The following is a 15,435-nucleotide window of genomic DNA, read 5'->3' on the forward strand; positions in this document are numbered from 1 at the left end:
TGCAAAATATAAATTGAGGCCCTTACGCGTCGTTTCTTGGCTGACTTGCCTCAAAAGGTGCAAGTTTTGAACGAACAAACGCCGCCGTGGAGCATTTTATGTTCGATAGGGGCGATCTGCGACTAAGGAGAATGTCATGAAGAGAATTGTTAGCAGTCTGTTGATCGCGACGGCCCTTGTGGGCTCGGCTATTCAGCCTGCTGCCGCACGTGATCATCACCATCACAACAACACCGGCCGCATCATTGCCGGCGGCGTTGCTGCAGGCGTCGTTGGCGGCCTCATCGGTGGTGCCCTTGCCAACAGCGGTCCTCGTTATGTCGAGGGTCCTCGCTATTACGATGCAGGCCCGCCGCCACCGAGATGCTGGTATGAAGATCGTGATGTCCGCAACCGTTACGACGGCGGCTATCATACCGAAACCGTTCGGGTCTGCGACTAGCGCCCGAGACACCCGCTAGCGCAAATCATTGAAGCGGCGTTGATATGTTCAGCGCCGCTGCTTTTCGCTTTCTCGGCCGAGGTTACAATCGCTATCCCGGCTATGCTCCTCAAACATCGACGAAAACTGCCGATAACATTGCTCGTGGCTCATTCGGCCATGAGAAAAATCCTGCACCTGTCATTCGCCTGCACAGAGTCCCTCAGGCGCTCCGCGGCACAGCATCGTGCTGCTTGCGCGTCATCACCGTGGCGACGACGAAGACGAGCAACGCACCGGCAGCGAGGCAGGCAGCCAGGAAGAACATCGGCGCAATCGTGCTTCCTGTCTCGTCCTTGATCCAGGGCACGACGTTCTGCGCGACGAAGCCGCCGAGATTGCCGACGGAATTGATGGCGGCAAGGCCCGCGGCAGCACCTGCGCCCTTCAGGAAGCGGGACGGCAGGCTCCAGAAGACCGGCTGCGGCGCGAAGATGCCGGCCGCGGCAATGCAGAGGAAGATGAACTGCAGCGTGTTGTTGGGAACGAGCGCCGAAAGCACCAGGCAGGCCGCGCCGATAAGTGCAGGAATGACGATATAGGGCGTCTTTGCCTTCACCTTGTCGGCGGCAGCCGGGACCGCCCAGAGCGCGATCGCCACCAGCATCCACGGGATGATGTTGAGGAAACCGTTCACGGTATTGCTGACGCCGAAAGCCTTCACGATAGTCGGCAACCAATAGCTAAGACCATAGGCGGCCAGCGGAAAGGCGATGTAGCAAAGCGCCATCAACAGGACGCGCGGATCGATCAGGGCCTTGAAGCCGTTTTCGGCATTGTGATCCATGCCGGAATTTTCGGATGCCAACCGATTTGCGAGCCAGCTCTTCTCCTCGTCGCTGAGGAAATCTGCGTCTTCGGGCCGGCCATTGAGATAGAAGAAGGTGACGATACCGGCGACGACGGCCGGAATGCCGGTTGCCAGGAAGACCCATTGCCAGCCGGCATGGCCGAGAAAACCGTCGAGATCAAGCAGCATGCCGCCAACCGGCGCGCCAACGGCATTGGCAAGCGCACTGAAGATCATGAACAGCCCCACCATGCGGCCGCGATAATCCGCCGGGAACCAGAGCGTCAAAAGATAAAGGACGCCTGGAAAAAAGCCCGCTTCGCAGACGCCTAGGAGGAAGCGCAGGATGTAGAACATCGTCGCGTTCTGAGTATAGGAGAGCAGGATCGTGACAATACCCCAGGAAACCAGGATGCGCGCGAACCAGACACGCGCACCGAATTTATCGAGGAACAGGTTGCTCGGCACTTCAAAGAGGAAATAGCCGATGAAGAAGAGCGAGGCGCCAAGCCCATAGGCATATTCGCTCATGCCGAGCGCGTCGACCATTTGCAACTTGGCATAACTGACGTTTTGACGATCAATATAGGCAATAAGATAAAGGATTCCGAGGAATGGCATGAGCCGCCAGGTGATCTTCGAGATCAACTGCTGTTCGTTGACCATTGCAATTTCTCCAAATGATTGTTGCTTTTCTCTTTGATAGATAGCCGCGTCGGGGCAATTATCAATCATCGCGAACGGATAGGGACCGCCATTAGATTGACAAGCGATATCTCGCCAGTCATGCCTAAGAGCGGAAGTCATCCTTCCTGCCGTATCTCCAGAGAGATCATCATGACCTTGTTTTCCCCCCGCGATTTCCTGGCCAGCCTGTTTTCCGCAGCCGTGCGCGCCGCCGATCCGCTGACCGGCATAACCGCGCATCTGCCGAAAAAACCGAAGGGCAAGACGGTCGTGGTTGGCGCTGGAAAGGGTGCTGCGCAGATGGCGCGGGCGCTGGAAAGCGTATGGAAGGGGCCGCTCGAAGGCGTGGTCGTCACCCGCTACGGCTATGGCTGCGAAACGCGGTATATCGAGATCATCGAAGCCGCCCACCCGGTTCCGGATGCAGCCGGCCTCACCGGCTCCAGGCGACTGATGGAAGCAGTCGCAGGATTGGGCGAGGACGATCTCGTCATAGCCCTGATCTGCGGCGGCGGTTCGGCACTGCTGCCTTCCCCGCCCGAAGGCCTGACACTGCAGGACGAGATCCTGCTCAACGAACTGCTGCTCGCCTCGGGCGCGCCGATCTCGGACATGAATGTCGTACGCAAGCATCTCTCCACCATCAAGGGCGGGCGATTGGCCGCCACGACCAAAGCTCGTGTCGTCAGCCTGATCGTCTCCGATATCCCCGGGGACAACCCCGCTCATGTCGCCTCGGGTCCGACCGTTCCCGACAACTCGACCCGGCATGACGCGCTCCGGATCATCCAGCAATACAGCCTCAAGCTGCCGCAGGCGGCCATGGATCATTTGAGCTCTCCAAAGGCCGATGCACCGCGGCCGGACGACCCGATCTTTGCCCGTCACGCACATCACATCATCGCCTCGGCCAGCGTATCGCTCGAAGCCGCTGCCGATTCCGCCCGCGCGCAAGGCATTGCGCCGGCGATCCTTTCGGATTCTATCGAGGGGGAATCGCGCTATGTGGCACTGATGCATGCGGCAATCGCCCGGGAAGTCGCTGGACGGGACCGGCCGTTCAGCAGACCGGTCGTCATCCTCTCCGGCGGCGAAACGACAGTGACGTTGCGCACCGGGGGCGGCAAAGGCGGGCGCAACAGCGAATTCGCATTGGCCATGGCGCTGGCGATCGACGGTTATGACAGCGTTCACGTGCTTGCCGCCGACACCGATGGTATCGACGGCTCGGAAAACAATGCCGGCGCCTTTGCCGACGGCAGCACCGTCAAGCGGCTGCGCGCCGCAGGCTTTGGCCCGCGCCATTTGCTGGATACCAATGACAGCTATTCCGGCTTCAAGGCCATCGGCGACCTCTTCGAAACCGGCCCGACCGGCACCAATGTCAACGATTTCAGAGCCATCCTGATCGTCTGACCGCTCCCCATTGTGCGGCCCACCGATTTACCGATGCGTTCTCGGATAAGGATTCGGTTCCGGCGGCGTCCAGTTGGCGAGTGCAGCAGGATCGGGTTTCCATATTTCGACCTTCAAAGGATAGCAGGCGGCCACATCGCTTGAATGGCCTGTGCCGCAATCGCCGCCCGGGCAGGCCGATAAGACTCCCAGAAGATCGATCTCCGCGAAGAACTCGATGAAGTCTCCGGGCCGCACGGGGCTCGCCTTCATGAAATACTGGTGCGTGTCCCTGGTGAAGCCGGTGCACATGAAGACATTGAGCACGTCATGCACATGCATCTCGGCCTCCTCCAGCGGCATTCCGGTCTCGGCAGCAAGCGCCCGCGTCAGGTTCGAATGACAGCAGTGATGATAGTCGCTACCTTTCAGCAATCGGTTCGTATAGGGATCGCAGCGCGTGCCGATGACGTCGTGAATACCGGCGCCATCGTCGTCCCATCCGTACCAGCCAAGGCTGTCATAGGTGATGGTCGCCATGGGACGCAGGTAGGGAAGCGTACTCCAGAGACGATCACCGACGCCGACATGCGTAGCATGCAACGCCCGTGTCTTGCCGCTGAAAAAACGTTCCGAAAGGTCTGCAGCGTTCCATAGGTTGAGGTCACCGACCTGCGGCCCATCAATGCTGAGGATACGGAAGAAATGCCCCTGCGGAACCTGAAAGCTACTCGCCTCTCGCGGCGGCACAATCACCTCGCTTACCTTCGTCAGCGTCTGGCGGGCGGCCTCAAGCAGAGTAAGATCGGCGGACGGCAGCGTTTCGACGGGATAGACGACCACGGGCGGGGCTGACCGCCGCTCGTCAGCGTCCGCAGGAACTGGCACGATTGACTGCTTCGACATTCTGATATTCCGCTCGGCGCTGGCGATCTCCGGGTGTGGAGCCGGTGACGCGCAATAATTACTGAGCACTCTTAGCGAGGCTGGGGCATTGGGCAACTGAGATGATTCTTGCCCTCTGGCTAAGTTTTGCTTAGTCATCCTGCTATGAGAAACCTTCCCCTCGCATCACTGCGGGCATTCGAAGCCGCCGCGCGTCATGAAAGTTTCGTCAGGGCGGCTGCCGAACTGAATCTGCAACCCGCCGGCATAAGTCAGCATGTCAAGGCAATGGAGAATTGGCTCCGCATTTCCTTGTTTCTGCGCCATAGCCGCGGCGTGACACTGACTGCCGCCGGCAAGGAGTTCGGCGCAGCCGTCACGCATGCACTGGCACATATCGAAGTCGCGGCCCGGCAATTACGACCGGAGGCAAACAGCCGCCCTGTCAGCGTCGCGTGCATCCCTTCCATGGCGGTGCGATGGCTCATTCCGCAGCTGTCGAGATTGCGAGCCGCCTATCCGGATATCAAGATCAACATCGTCTACGCACTCGACGCCAAGACGCCGGAAGCCGCCGGTGCCGACCTGCTGATCTGCCATGGCATTAGGCCGAGTGCCGGCGCCACCAAGCTCCTGAATGCCGAAACCAGACCAACCTGCTCGGCGGAATTCCTCGCCCGGCATGGCCCCTTTCACAAACCGTCCGACCTGCTTGCCTGCGACATCCTGCACGACGAGACGACCGATGCCTGGGCGCGCTGGTTGTCGGCCGTCGGCATCCGTTCCGCACCGAAAGCTGGACCTGTTTTTGCCGACTTCAATTTCATGATCGGCTCGTTGATCAGCGGCCAGGGTGTCGGCCTCTGCCCGACTGCGCTGATCACAGACGAGTTAGTGGCGGGTGTGCTCGTTTCTCTCTTCGAACAGGCTTCAGATACCGACAAAGCTTACTGGCTCATCGAGGCAAAGGGCCTCTCGCGTGAAGCAAAAACGCTTCGCGATTGGCTGCTTACGACCAGGCAGGGCACTGATGGGTCGATCACACCTTTGCCTGCATCGGAATAGGTAGATCTTGAAGTGTCATGGGCCAGGTATTGCGACCGTGAGGTTTGGCGCGATGGAGCGCCCGGTCCGCCTCCTGCATGAGCACTCACCGTGCATTCTGTCGGCGGCGGCAACGCCGATGCTGACGCACAGACAAATGGCCGGAGCCGCATCTTCTCGCCATGCAGGAGATAGCCAAGAGGGTTCGACAAGTAAGGCGCGAGCCTGTCAGCCCGCACGATTGGTACGATTTTTCATGAACAGGCGAACGAAAGAAATAAATAGTCTATAGATTTAATGGATAATTCGACACCCTTCCTGTCATCGCTTCCTGACAAACCTCAAACGGGAAACATCAACGATGACACTGGCAAAAACACTGGGAGCGGTTGCGCTCGGCCTCATCTCCCTTGGCATATTCAGCAACGTTGCAGCGGCAGAGGCAGGAGCACCGCTGCTTGACAAAGTGCCGCCCGGGACGGTTCTGACGATCGGCGATCCCGTGACGCAGAAGGCTCTCGAGGTTTCCGGCCTCGTTAAGGAACTCACCTTCGAGGTCAAATGGGCAAATCTCAGCGGTGGTCCGCAGACCTCCGAAGCCTTCCGCGCACATGCACTCGATGTCGGCTCTGTGGCCGAGATCCCGTCGATCTTTGCAACCTGGAACAACCTGCCCGTCCGCAATATCGCCTATCGCGAACGAAAAGACCCGATTGCCAATCCGATCTATCGTTTCGGCATCGCGCCTGGCGTCGACGTCAAGTCGCTCGCAGATTTCCGCGGCAAGCGCATCGCCTTCAGTCCCGGCCAGGCCCAAGGCACACTCGTGCTTCGTGCGCTCCATGCCGCAGGCCTGACGAAGAAAGACGCGACACTGGTCGAGCTGCCAAGCACCGGCGACGTCTATCCGAAGGCGCTCGCCAGCAAGCAGGTCGATATTGCGCCGCTTGGCGGCGTCAATATCCGTCGCTACGTCAGCCAATATGGCTCCGATGGCGCGACCCTGATCGAGCACGGCCTGCGTGACGACCCCTCCCACCTTTATGCACCGCAATGGGTGCTGGACGATCCCGCAAAGGCAGCCGCCCTTGCCGAATATGTCCGCCTCTGGGCACGGGCAACCGAATGGGTCGATCAGAACCCCGAGATCTGGATCAAGGAATATTATATTGGCCAGCAGGGCCTCAGCCGCGAGGATGCCGAATTTCTCGTCACGCTCTCAGGCACCCAGGTCATTCCGGACAGCTGGGCAGACGTGAAGAAGCGCCATCAGGAAACCATCAACCTCCTGGCTGACGAGCTTGGCTACAAGCCCTTCGACGTCGAACAGATCTTCGACAACCGCTTCGAGAAAATCGCCGCAGGCGCCCTGCCAAGAAGCCAGTGATCGCGCGCCGTTCCATAGCGAAGAGAGGAGATCGCAAGCATGGCAACCACCTGGGATGCAGATAACGTCAAGACATCACTGAGATCGCGGCGCGAAAGCGCCGGCGTAACAGCCACAGCAAAACATCCAGCCTCCCGCGCCCGCCGCCGGCTCGGTCCCGGACGCGAGATACCGTTCGGACTTCAGATCGGCCCGGCATTGCTGATGCTTGTCTGGATTGCCGGATCGACATTCGGATGGATCGATCCGCGCATTCTCTCTGCCCCCTGGACGGTCGTCGAGGCCTTTGGACGGTTGATCGCAGAAGGTCGCCTGCAGGACAACTTCGTGACGTCTGCGACGCGCGCGCTGCTCGGGCTCAGCATCGGCCTCGTCATCGGCACGGCTCTCGCGGTCATCGCCGGCCTGTCCCGCATCGGCGAGGCGCTGATCGATGGGCCGATCCAGATCAAGCGCGCGATCCCCACGCTGGCGCTGATCCCGCTTTTCATCCTGTGGTTCGGGATTGGCGAAAGCATGAAGGTCACGACGATCGTGCTTGCCGTCATAATCCCCATCTACATCCACACTCACAACGCACTGCGCAGCATCGACAGCCGCTACGTCGAGCTCGCTGAAACACTGCGCATGAGCCAGAAGGACTTCATCTTCCAGGTCGTGCTTCCCGGCGCCCTGCCCGGCTTCCTCCTCGGTTTGCGCTTTGCCGTCACGCTCTGCTGGGTGTCGCTCGTGGTGGTCGAACAGATCAACTCCACCAGCGGCCTCGGCTACATGATCGATCTCGCCCGCACCTATGGCCAGACCGACGTCATTCTCGTCGGCCTCGTGGTCTATGTGCTGCTCGGCCTCGTCTCGGACGCTCTCGTCCGCCTGCTCGAACGGAGGGTCCTGTCATGGCGCCGCACTCTGGCCAACTGAAACCTGCCGTGCGCGTCGCAAATCTCGTGCGACGTTTTGCGGCGAAGACGATCCTCGACGGCGTGGAACTCGATATCGGTGAGGGCGAGTTCGTGGCCCTGCTCGGAAAAAGCGGATCAGGCAAGAGCACTTTCCTCAGAGCCCTTGCCGGCCTCGACCACGAGGTCAAGGGAACAGGGACGCTCGAAACGCCGGAAAAACTCTCCGTCGTCTTTCAGGATGCCCGCCTGCTGCCCTGGCGCACGATCATTCAGAACGTCACGCTCGGCCTGCGGGGTGAAACCGGACAAGAAGCCGGACGCAAGGCGCTCGCCGAAGTCGGCCTCGAGGGACGGGAAACAGCCTGGCCGAACCAACTTTCCGGCGGCGAGCAGCAAAGAGTGGCACTTGCGCGCTCGCTGGTGCGGGAACCGGCCCTGCTACTGGCCGACGAACCCTTCGGCGCGCTCGATGCGCTGACCCGGCTGAAGATGCATGATCTCTTGCGGGAGCTTTGTGCGACACACCGCCCTGCCGTCCTGCTCGTCACCCATGATGTCGATGAGGCAATCTCACTCGCCGACCGGATCCTGGTGCTCGACGAAGGCCGTTTCGTGGAGGATCTGCGCGTCGACTTGGCGGTGCCGCGCGACCACGGCGATCCGCGCTTTGCACAGATCCGAACCCGGCTGCTGAGCCGGCTCGGGGTTGATGCCCCCGGCCGCCGCGCCGCCTGAAACCAACGGAGATCGTCATCATGGCAAGTCAGAAGAGACAGATGCGGCTTGGCGCATTCATCATGGCAACAGGTCATCATATCGCCGCCTGGCGCCACCCGGATGCACAGGCCGATGCCGGTTTGAATATCGATCATTATCGCGACCTGGTTCAGACGGCGGAACGCGGCAAGTTCGACCTCGTTTTCGTTGCCGACAGCCCCGCCGGCTGGGAGCGCGCCAAGGATCCGGAAGCATTGCGCCGTACAGCGCAGGGCGCCCATTTCGAGCCGGTGACCCTATGGGCGGCGCTCTCGCAGGTCACAAGCCGTATCGGCTTTGTCGCGACCGCCTCCACGACCTACGAAGACCCCTATCTGCTCGCCCGCAAATTCGCCTCGCTCGACTATATCTCCAAGGGGCGTGCGGCCTGGAATGTCGTCACCACGGGCGCCGATGTCTCCAAGAATTTCTCTATCCCCGGCCACCCGGCCCATGCCGATCGCTATGCACGGGCGGAGGAATTCGTCGATCTGGTGAAGGGCTTGTGGGACTCCTACGAGGACGATGCCTTCATCCGCGACAAGGAAAGCGGCGTCTACCTTGATCCGGACAAGGTGCATCAGCTTGATCACAAGGGCCAGTTCTTCAGTGTCAGCGGGCCATTGAATGTCGGCCGCCCGGTTCAGGGCTATCCAGTCATCGTCCAGGCCGGCGCATCAGAGGCCGGACGCGAGCTCGCCGCACGCACTGCCGAGATGATCTTTACCGCCAACCAGACGCTGGAAGACGCTCAGGAATTCTACTCGGACGTCAAAGGACGTCTTGCCCGCTACGGGCGCAGCCCGGACGAGCTGCTGATCAGTCCCGGCATTTTCCCGGTGCTCGGGGGCACGGAAGCTGAGGCCAAAGCAAATTACGACTATATCCAGTCGCTCGTCCACCCCTCGGTCGCCTGGAATATCCTGTCACGCCACTACAAGGGCGTCGATCTCTCCGCTTATTCGCTGGACGATCCGGCCCCGCCGCTTCCTGACAGCACCGAGCTCAACAAGAGCCGCCTGAAACTGGTCACCGATCTGGTCTCCCGCAACAATATGACACTGCGAGAATTCTACCTGGCGGTCGCCACGGCTCGCGGGCATCGCACGGTGGTCGGCACGCCGGAGCAGGTTGCAGATGCGATGCAGAAATGGTTCGACAATGGTGCTGCCGACGCATTTAACATCATGCCGCCGATCCTGCCGACCGGACTGACCGACTTCGTCGATCAGGTCGTGCCGATCCTGCGCAAGCGCGGTCTTTTCCGGGAAGAGTACGAGGGCGCAACACTGCGCGAGAACCTTGGTCTTCGCCGCCCGCCGAATGGCTTGGCACTCAAGGCGCAGCAGGGCGAAGCGGCCCGGGCGGCCGGGTAATCCATCCATGCAGAAACACGGGACAGCCAGGCTCGCAGGAAGGCTCGGCCGCCCCATTCTTGATGATCCAACCATAGAGAACCGCAGGCGCATCGCATGAGCAATCCGGAATTCCTCTGGTACATCCCCAATGCCGTCAAACCCGGCCACCGCGGCGATTCTGCAGCAGAAAACCACAACAGCCTGGAAACGCTGACGAGCCATGCCAGGGCACTCGAAGAGCATGGCTGGAAGGGCGCACTCATCGGCACAGGCTGGGGCCGGCCGGACACCTTTACTCTGGCGACTGCACTCGCGGCACGGACAACAACTTTCGAGCCGCTGATTGCGATCCGTCCCGGTTACTGGCGGCCGGCGAATTTCGCCTCCGCGGCGGCCTCGCTCGATCATCTCACCGGTGGACGCGTGCGCGTCAACATCGTCTCCGGCAAGGACGATCTGGCGGCCTATGGCGACAGCGAGGGCGATCAGGCGCATCGCTATGCGCGGACTAAGGAATTCATGCGGCTGGTGCGAAAACTTTGGACGGAGGAGAATGTCACCTTTGCCGGCGAACACTTCGGGGTCACCGAATCCACAGTGGTGCCGCGCATTGAGGTGAAAGGCGAGCGTCGCCATCCGAAGCTCTATTTCGGCGGCGCATCGGAAGCGGCCGAGCGCGTCTCGGCCACCGAAGCCGACATCCAGCTCTTCTGGGGCGAACCGCTCGATGGCGTGCGGGAACGGATCGACCGTTTGAAGCGTCTCAGCCGCGATCTCGACCGCGACCTGCCGCCGCTTCAATTCGGGCTGAGGATTACGACGCTGATCCGCGACACGACTGAAGAAGCTTGGGCCGACGCGGAAGCGAAGGTCGCCAAAATGGCGGAGAATAGCGGTGCCGGCTGGCACGACCATCAGCGGGCCGTCGCCATCGGCCAGCAGCGCCTGCTCGACCTTCATCAGCGCGGTGAAGTGCTCGACGACAATCTTTACACCGCGCCCGGAAAATTCGGCGGCGGCGGCGCGGGCACGACCTGGCTGGTGGGTTCCGCTGAGGATGTCGCACGCTCGCTGCGAAAGTACCAGGCGCTCGGCATTACTCATTTCGTCCTCTCCGACACGCCCTATCTGTCGGAGATCAAGCGGCAGGGGAACCAATTGCTTCCTTTGCTGAAAGGCTCCGTGCCATCTGCTGACGCCCTGCCGGAAAGTCGCAAAGCCGATGCCAAGGTACTCACCTGAATGCATCCGGTCGTCTCCGACCGGATGCAAACTGCAGCAGATGATTGGACTGGCAGGCTTGAGACCGGCGCCTCAATGGGCGCCCGCGCCTCCGCCGGCCTGCGGTTTTTTCGTGAGAAGCAGAGCAACTGCTGCCAGCGCGAGCACCATACCAATGACGGCGAACGTATCGCTGAAACCCATGATCAGTGCCTGACGTTTGACGATTTGGCCAAGGGCGACGATCGCCTTCTGCGACGCGACGGCCGGATCGGTGACACCGTGCTGGGTGAAGTAGCCTGACAGCTGAGTCAGGCGGTCGCGGACCTCATCACGTGTCAAGGTGATCGACTGACCGATGATATTCGAGTGGAACTGCTCCCGTTTCGTCAAGATGGTGCCGAGCGAAGCCGTGCCGACCGCACCACCAAGGTTGCGCAGCATATTGGTGAGGCCCGAGGCAGCAGCGGCATCTGCAGGCGCAATGCCGGCCGTGGTGATCGCGGTGATCGGGGTCAGCACCAGTGCCTGGCCGATGGCGCGTACGATATTCGGAATCCAGAACTGGTCCCCGCCATTGTTGGCCGAGAGCGTGATGTTCATGAAGCAGCTGATCGCGAAGATCGAGATGCCGAGGAAGCCTATGTAACGCGCGTCGAAACGCTTCATCAAAACCGGCACCAGCGGGATCAGCAGCAACTGAGGCAGGCCGGTCCAGGCGAGCACGTTGCCAATCTGCTCGGCGTTATAGCGTTGCACCTGGCCGAGATATTGCGGCAGGATGTAGACGGTGCCGAAGAGTGCGACGCCAACCAACACATTGACCAGCACGCCGATGCCGAAATTGCGCTGAGTAAGCAGGCGCAGTTTTACGAGCGGCTTCTTGACCGTGAGCTCGATCCAGATGAAGGCGGCCAGGAAGACGAAGGCTACGATGCCGAGCTTGACGATGAAGGGCGAGGAGAACCAGTCGTCTTTGTTGCCTTCTTCCAGCACGGTCTGCAGAGCGGAAAGGCCGATTGCCATGGTGATGATGCCGGCCCAATCGCCCTCCTTCAAGAGATGAAGCTGCATCGGCTGCTTCTCCAGCGTCAGAGCGAGAGCCGCCACCATGATGAGGCTCGGGATGGTGTTGATGAAGAAGATCGTCTGCCAGCCGTAATTTTCCGTCAGGTAGCCGCCGATCGTCGGACCGATGGCCGGGGCGAACGTGACCGACAAGGCAAAGACGGCAAGGCCAAGCGGCTGCTGGCTCTTCGGCAGCTTGGTCAGCACCATGGTGAAGGCCATGGGGATCAACACGCCGCCGGCAAAGCCCTGCAGGCCGCGCAGCAGGATCATCGTGCCAAGGTCATGTGCGAAAGCACAGGCCATCGAAAAGAGCGGGAAGAGGATGGAATTGACGAGGATGTAGCGGCGGAACGAGAAAACGTTGCTGAAATAGGCCGTCAGCGGAATGACGACGATCTCGCCGATCAGGTAGGAGGTAGAGATCCAGGCGCCGTTATCGACACCCGTACCGATGCCGCCCTCGATATCGAGAAGCGAGGCATTGGTAATCTGGATGTTGAGGATCGCCATGAAGGCGCCGATCATGCCGGCGAGAACGGCAATCCACTCCCTCGCGCTGGCCCTGGTGCTGGTGCGCGGCTGCGGGATGGCACCTGATGTTGCTGCGATACTTGACATGACACGATCTCCTGCTCTCGCCGCTTAGAGGCTGCCGGCATCGGCTTTGGTGTCGATGCTTGGCTGGACGGACATGCCGGGACGCAGATCATCCTTTTCGGCGGCATTGCCATCGAGAACGATCTTGACCGGGATGCGTTGGACAACCTTGGTAAAGTTGCCGGTGGCGTTGTCAGGCGGCAGCAGGGCAAATTCCTGGCCGCTTGCCGGAGCCAGGCTGTCGACATGGCCGTGATAGGTGCGGCCGGGGAACATATCGACCTCGATAGCGACCGGCTGACCGGCGTGGACATCGGTCAGCTGCGTCTCCTTGTAGTTGGCGACGATGTAAGCAGCCGTCGTCGGCACCACAGCCATTAGCTGAGTGCCGGCCTGGACATACTGGCCCACACGCAGCGTACGGTTGCCGACCGTGCCGTCTACCGGTGCGACGATCGTCGCGTAGGAGAGATTGAGCTCAGCCTGATGCGCGACGGCCTGATCATGGGCAAGCGTCGCCTTGGCCTGGGCAAGCTCGGCATTCAGAAGATCGACCTGCTTGGTTGCGGCGTCGAGAGCCGCCGTGTCCCGAACGATCGTTGCCTGGGCGGCCGCAATTGCGGAAGCTGCCTGCTGGGCCGTCTGGACCGGCGCATAGCCGCTGGTGGCAAGATTGGTATAGCGTTTGTTGTTCTGCTCGGCGAAGGTCTCGTTGGCCTTATCGACATCGAGCGTAGCGCGGGCGGCAGCGATGCTCGACTGCTGGATATCGAGCGAGGCCTGCTTGGCATTGACAGTGGCCTCGGCAGCGGCAACATCGGCTTTCGCCTGATCGAGCGCTGTGCGGAAATCGCGATCGTCGATGCGGGCGAGCGGCTGGCCGGCCTTCACCGTTTCATTGTCGCTGACGAGGACCTCGGCAAGATAGCCGGAAACCTTCGGCGCGACCGTCGTGCTGTCAGCTTTGACATAGGCATCGTCGGTCGCGACCTCGAAACGGCCGACCGTCCAGTAATTGTGGCCGTAATAGGCGGCAGCGGCAATGATGGCGATGGCTGCCACCCCAATCAGCAGCGAGCGGCCGCCGCGTTTGCGGACCGGTGCTTCCGACGCCGGAGCGGAGGCGGGATTGTTGACAAGCGGCGTCTTGCCTGCGTCAAGCGTTGCAGGAGTGGTGGCGGCTACCGCTTCTGTTACCGATATATCGGCCGGGGCGACGTTGTTATTCAGGGCATGCAGCGTTTTGGCGGACATCGTCTCTCTCCTGGTGGAAGGTCGCTGTCGTCTCGGCCGCGGCCTTGAAATCTGGCTCAAGCTTAATTTAGGAAACTTGATGTTTTCCAAAATATGAGCTAAAAAAGAGAAGTCAACAGGAATTTGGAAAATTGCGATGGTCCAAAATCACAATATCGAGAAGAAGCCGCGCGGCCGGCCGCAGGTGCGTTGTGACGAGGATACGCGCAGTGTGCTTATCGAGGCCGCCAACAAACAGTTTCACGAGAACGGTTATGCCGCGGCCAGCATCGCCGCGATCGCCCAGGAAGCCGGCGTTTCGACGAAGACACTCTATCGCCTCTTTCCGACAAAGGCGGATCTGTTTTCCGAAATGGTCTCGGATCGCACCGGACGTTTCCTGCTGGCGCTCGACCCCGGCACACTGGCCACGGCCGGGCTTCGCCAGGGTCTGGAGCGCATGTTGATGGCCTATGGCATGCTGACGCTTTCGCAGGACACGATCACGATTACCCGACTCGTCATCGGCGAATCCGATCGCTTTCCCGAACTCGCCACCTCCTTTTACGAAAAGGCGATCGATCGCACCAATGCGTCGATGGAAAACTGGCTGCGCCGCCAGATGGAGCACGGGTTGATTAAGCTCGAGGACCCGCACGCTGCCTGCGGCATGCTGCGCGGCATGATGATCATGGAGCCCCAGCGCGCCGCCATGCTGCGCCAGTTGCCGGCGCCCAACATCGAAGAAATCGCCGCGAGGGCGAAAATGTGTGCCGATATTTTTCTCAAGGGATGCACAGCATAGGACAATGGGGAGCATCCACGCGAGAGACGTGGCCGCTGAAATACCGAGGAACTTCAGCTAGTGGTACAGATACCAATCGCCGGATTGCCCGGCGCAATATCATGAAATCTATGTCGCGCCGGAACACCGCCGCGGGGATCGCGACGGCATCCGGCGAATCTGCGCTACATCAGGCTGCGAGAACTCCCATCTTTTTTGCCGTCCAGGTGGCGATGAAGTCCATTAGCCCGGGCGACAGGCAATCGTAAGGCTCAAGCCCAACTTCCTTGAGACGCGAGCGTACGGCACCCATTTTGCCGGGGTCATATCCGCTTTCGATAATCGACGATACGAAGGCGGCAAAGCCGGGTGCCGCCCAGCCCTTCTCCTGGAACCGTTCGGGATGAACGAAGGAAAGGCCCTGAAAGGCATGGTCGCGCTCGACAGGTCCGTACATGTGGACCCCGCATTCGTTGCAGGCATGGCGCTGGATCAGCGCGGAGGCGTCGACAACCGCCAGCTTGTTTCCGTTCTCCAGAACCTCGACGTTCGCCGTTGGCGCGACGGCAACCACAGAAAAGACTGCCCCCTTCGGCTTCCAGCATTTCGTGCAACCGCAGGCATGGTTGTGGGCAATATCGCCCTTGACGCGGACTTTTACCGGATTGCTTGTGCAGTTGCATACAAGCGTGCCGCCGGCGAATGATGCATCGGTCGCCCGGTATCCCGAATCCACAATCGGGTGGATCGCTACATTGTTCATGCGTTGTCTCCTTCCCTTCCTGGGCCGAAGCGGGATGCCGCGGCCAAGCCTGTGGCATCGCACAAGCCCCTCGGCGGCCAGCGC

Annotated in this window: 13 protein-coding genes and 1 pseudogene; 9 read left to right on the forward strand and 5 right to left on the reverse strand. The window is 60.6% G+C overall.

Annotated elements, in window-relative coordinates:
* Positions 1-136 precede the first annotated feature (136 nt).
* On the forward strand, positions 137-442 hold the full coding sequence (locus JNB85_RS01925; protein ID WP_183742577.1) for a hypothetical protein: 306 nt from the start codon (positions 137-139) through the stop codon (positions 440-442).
* A 202-nt stretch (positions 443-644) separates the two neighbouring features.
* On the opposite strand, the gene JNB85_RS01930 is transcribed toward JNB85_RS01925, so the two are convergent.
* A complete protein-coding gene (locus tag JNB85_RS01930) occupies positions 645-1,937 on the reverse strand; it encodes an MFS transporter (RefSeq protein WP_220332702.1) in 1,293 nt (430 codons plus the stop codon).
* 171 nt (positions 1,938-2,108) lie between these two features.
* Here JNB85_RS01930 and JNB85_RS01935 point away from each other — a divergent pair, with 171 nt between their 5' ends.
* The gene (locus JNB85_RS01935; protein WP_220332703.1) at positions 2,109-3,374 is read left to right on the forward strand and encodes a glycerate kinase type-2 family protein; all 1,266 of its coding nucleotides are present in this window, start codon (positions 2,109-2,111) and stop codon (positions 3,372-3,374) included.
* Positions 3,375-3,401: 27 nt separating this feature from the next.
* Here the strand turns inward: JNB85_RS01935 and JNB85_RS01940 are convergent, their stop codons facing one another.
* Positions 3,402-4,259 (reverse strand): urea carboxylase-associated family protein, encoded by an 858-nt coding sequence (locus tag JNB85_RS01940; protein WP_220332704.1) that lies wholly within the window; start codon positions 4,257-4,259, stop codon positions 3,402-3,404.
* A 144-nt stretch (positions 4,260-4,403) separates the two neighbouring features.
* Between JNB85_RS01940 and JNB85_RS01945 the strand changes: the two genes are divergently transcribed.
* From JNB85_RS01945 to JNB85_RS01970, 6 genes and pseudogenes are all read left to right on the forward strand, one after another.
* Positions 4,404-5,303 (forward strand): LysR substrate-binding domain-containing protein, encoded by a 900-nt coding sequence (locus JNB85_RS01945; protein WP_220332705.1) that lies wholly within the window; start codon positions 4,404-4,406, stop codon positions 5,301-5,303.
* A gap of 340 nt (positions 5,304-5,643) precedes the next feature.
* Positions 5,644-6,669 (forward strand): ABC transporter substrate-binding protein, encoded by a 1,026-nt coding sequence (locus JNB85_RS01950; protein WP_220332706.1) that lies wholly within the window; start codon positions 5,644-5,646, stop codon positions 6,667-6,669.
* A gap of 39 nt (positions 6,670-6,708) precedes the next feature.
* Positions 6,709-7,587, forward strand: coding sequence for an ABC transporter permease (locus tag JNB85_RS01955; protein WP_220332707.1), 879 nt, complete (start codon positions 6,709-6,711; stop codon positions 7,585-7,587).
* Entirely contained in the window at positions 7,563-8,303 is a 741-nt protein-coding gene (locus JNB85_RS01960) for an ABC transporter ATP-binding protein (RefSeq protein WP_220332708.1), read from the forward strand. The genes JNB85_RS01955 and JNB85_RS01960 overlap by 25 nt, the downstream gene beginning before the upstream one ends.
* A 20-nt stretch (positions 8,304-8,323) precedes the next feature.
* The gene (locus JNB85_RS01965) at positions 8,324-9,700 is read left to right on the forward strand and encodes an LLM class flavin-dependent oxidoreductase (protein ID WP_220332709.1); all 1,377 of its coding nucleotides are present in this window, start codon (positions 8,324-8,326) and stop codon (positions 9,698-9,700) included.
* Between the two features lie 96 nt (positions 9,701-9,796).
* Positions 9,797-10,858, forward strand: a pseudogene (locus JNB85_RS01970) (LLM class flavin-dependent oxidoreductase); the annotation flags it as partial.
* A gap of 138 nt (positions 10,859-10,996) precedes the next feature.
* On the opposite strand, the gene JNB85_RS01975 reads toward JNB85_RS01970, so the two are convergent.
* Both JNB85_RS01975 and JNB85_RS01980 read right to left on the reverse strand, forming a co-directional pair.
* A complete protein-coding gene (locus JNB85_RS01975) occupies positions 10,997-12,592 on the reverse strand; it encodes a DHA2 family efflux MFS transporter permease subunit (RefSeq protein ID WP_220332711.1) in 1,596 nt (531 codons plus the stop codon).
* A 24-nt stretch (positions 12,593-12,616) separates the two neighbouring features.
* Entirely contained in the window at positions 12,617-13,825 is a 1,209-nt protein-coding gene (locus tag JNB85_RS01980; protein ID WP_220332712.1) for an HlyD family secretion protein, read from the reverse strand.
* A gap of 136 nt (positions 13,826-13,961) precedes the next feature.
* On the opposite strand from JNB85_RS01980, the gene JNB85_RS01985 reads away from it, so the two are divergent.
* Positions 13,962-14,609 (forward strand): TetR/AcrR family transcriptional regulator, encoded by a 648-nt coding sequence (locus tag JNB85_RS01985; RefSeq protein ID WP_220332713.1) that lies wholly within the window; start codon positions 13,962-13,964, stop codon positions 14,607-14,609.
* Positions 14,610-14,778: 169 nt separating this feature from the next.
* Here the strand turns inward: JNB85_RS01985 and gfa are convergent, their stop codons facing one another.
* Positions 14,779-15,351, reverse strand: coding sequence for an S-(hydroxymethyl)glutathione synthase (gene gfa, locus JNB85_RS01990; RefSeq protein WP_220332714.1), 573 nt, complete (start codon positions 15,349-15,351; stop codon positions 14,779-14,781).
* Positions 15,352-15,435: the final 84 nt, after the last annotated feature.

Source organism: Rhizobium mesosinicum (genome assembly GCF_019511345.1).
GTDB classification, from domain to species: Bacteria; Pseudomonadota; Alphaproteobacteria; order Rhizobiales; family Rhizobiaceae; genus Rhizobium; species Rhizobium mesosinicum.

Coding starts and splice junctions, on each gene's coding strand:
- JNB85_RS01945 (WP_220332705.1), top strand. CDS start 4,404: ATGAGAAACCTTCCCCTCGCATCACTGCGGGCATTCGAAGCCGCCGCG.
- JNB85_RS01965 (WP_220332709.1), top strand. CDS start 8,324: ATGGCAAGTCAGAAGAGACAGATGCGGCTTGGCGCATTCATCATGGCA.
- JNB85_RS01930 (WP_220332702.1), bottom strand. CDS start 1,937: ATGGTCAACGAACAGCAGTTGATCTCGAAGATCACCTGGCGGCTCATG.
- JNB85_RS01940 (WP_220332704.1), bottom strand. CDS start 4,259: ATGTCGAAGCAGTCAATCGTGCCAGTTCCTGCGGACGCTGACGAGCGG.
- JNB85_RS01985 (WP_220332713.1), top strand. CDS start 13,962: ATGGTCCAAAATCACAATATCGAGAAGAAGCCGCGCGGCCGGCCGCAG.
- JNB85_RS01950 (WP_220332706.1), top strand. CDS start 5,644: ATGACACTGGCAAAAACACTGGGAGCGGTTGCGCTCGGCCTCATCTCC.
- JNB85_RS01955 (WP_220332707.1), top strand. CDS start 6,709: ATGGCAACCACCTGGGATGCAGATAACGTCAAGACATCACTGAGATCG.
- JNB85_RS01925 (WP_183742577.1), top strand. CDS start 137: ATGAAGAGAATTGTTAGCAGTCTGTTGATCGCGACGGCCCTTGTGGGC.
- JNB85_RS01980 (WP_220332712.1), bottom strand. CDS start 13,825: ATGTCCGCCAAAACGCTGCATGCCCTGAATAACAACGTCGCCCCGGCC.
- JNB85_RS01975 (WP_220332711.1), bottom strand. CDS start 12,592: ATGTCAAGTATCGCAGCAACATCAGGTGCCATCCCGCAGCCGCGCACC.
- gfa (WP_220332714.1), bottom strand. CDS start 15,351: ATGAACAATGTAGCGATCCACCCGATTGTGGATTCGGGATACCGGGCG.
- JNB85_RS01960 (WP_220332708.1), top strand. CDS start 7,563: ATGGCGCCGCACTCTGGCCAACTGAAACCTGCCGTGCGCGTCGCAAAT.
- JNB85_RS01935 (WP_220332703.1), top strand. CDS start 2,109: ATGACCTTGTTTTCCCCCCGCGATTTCCTGGCCAGCCTGTTTTCCGCA.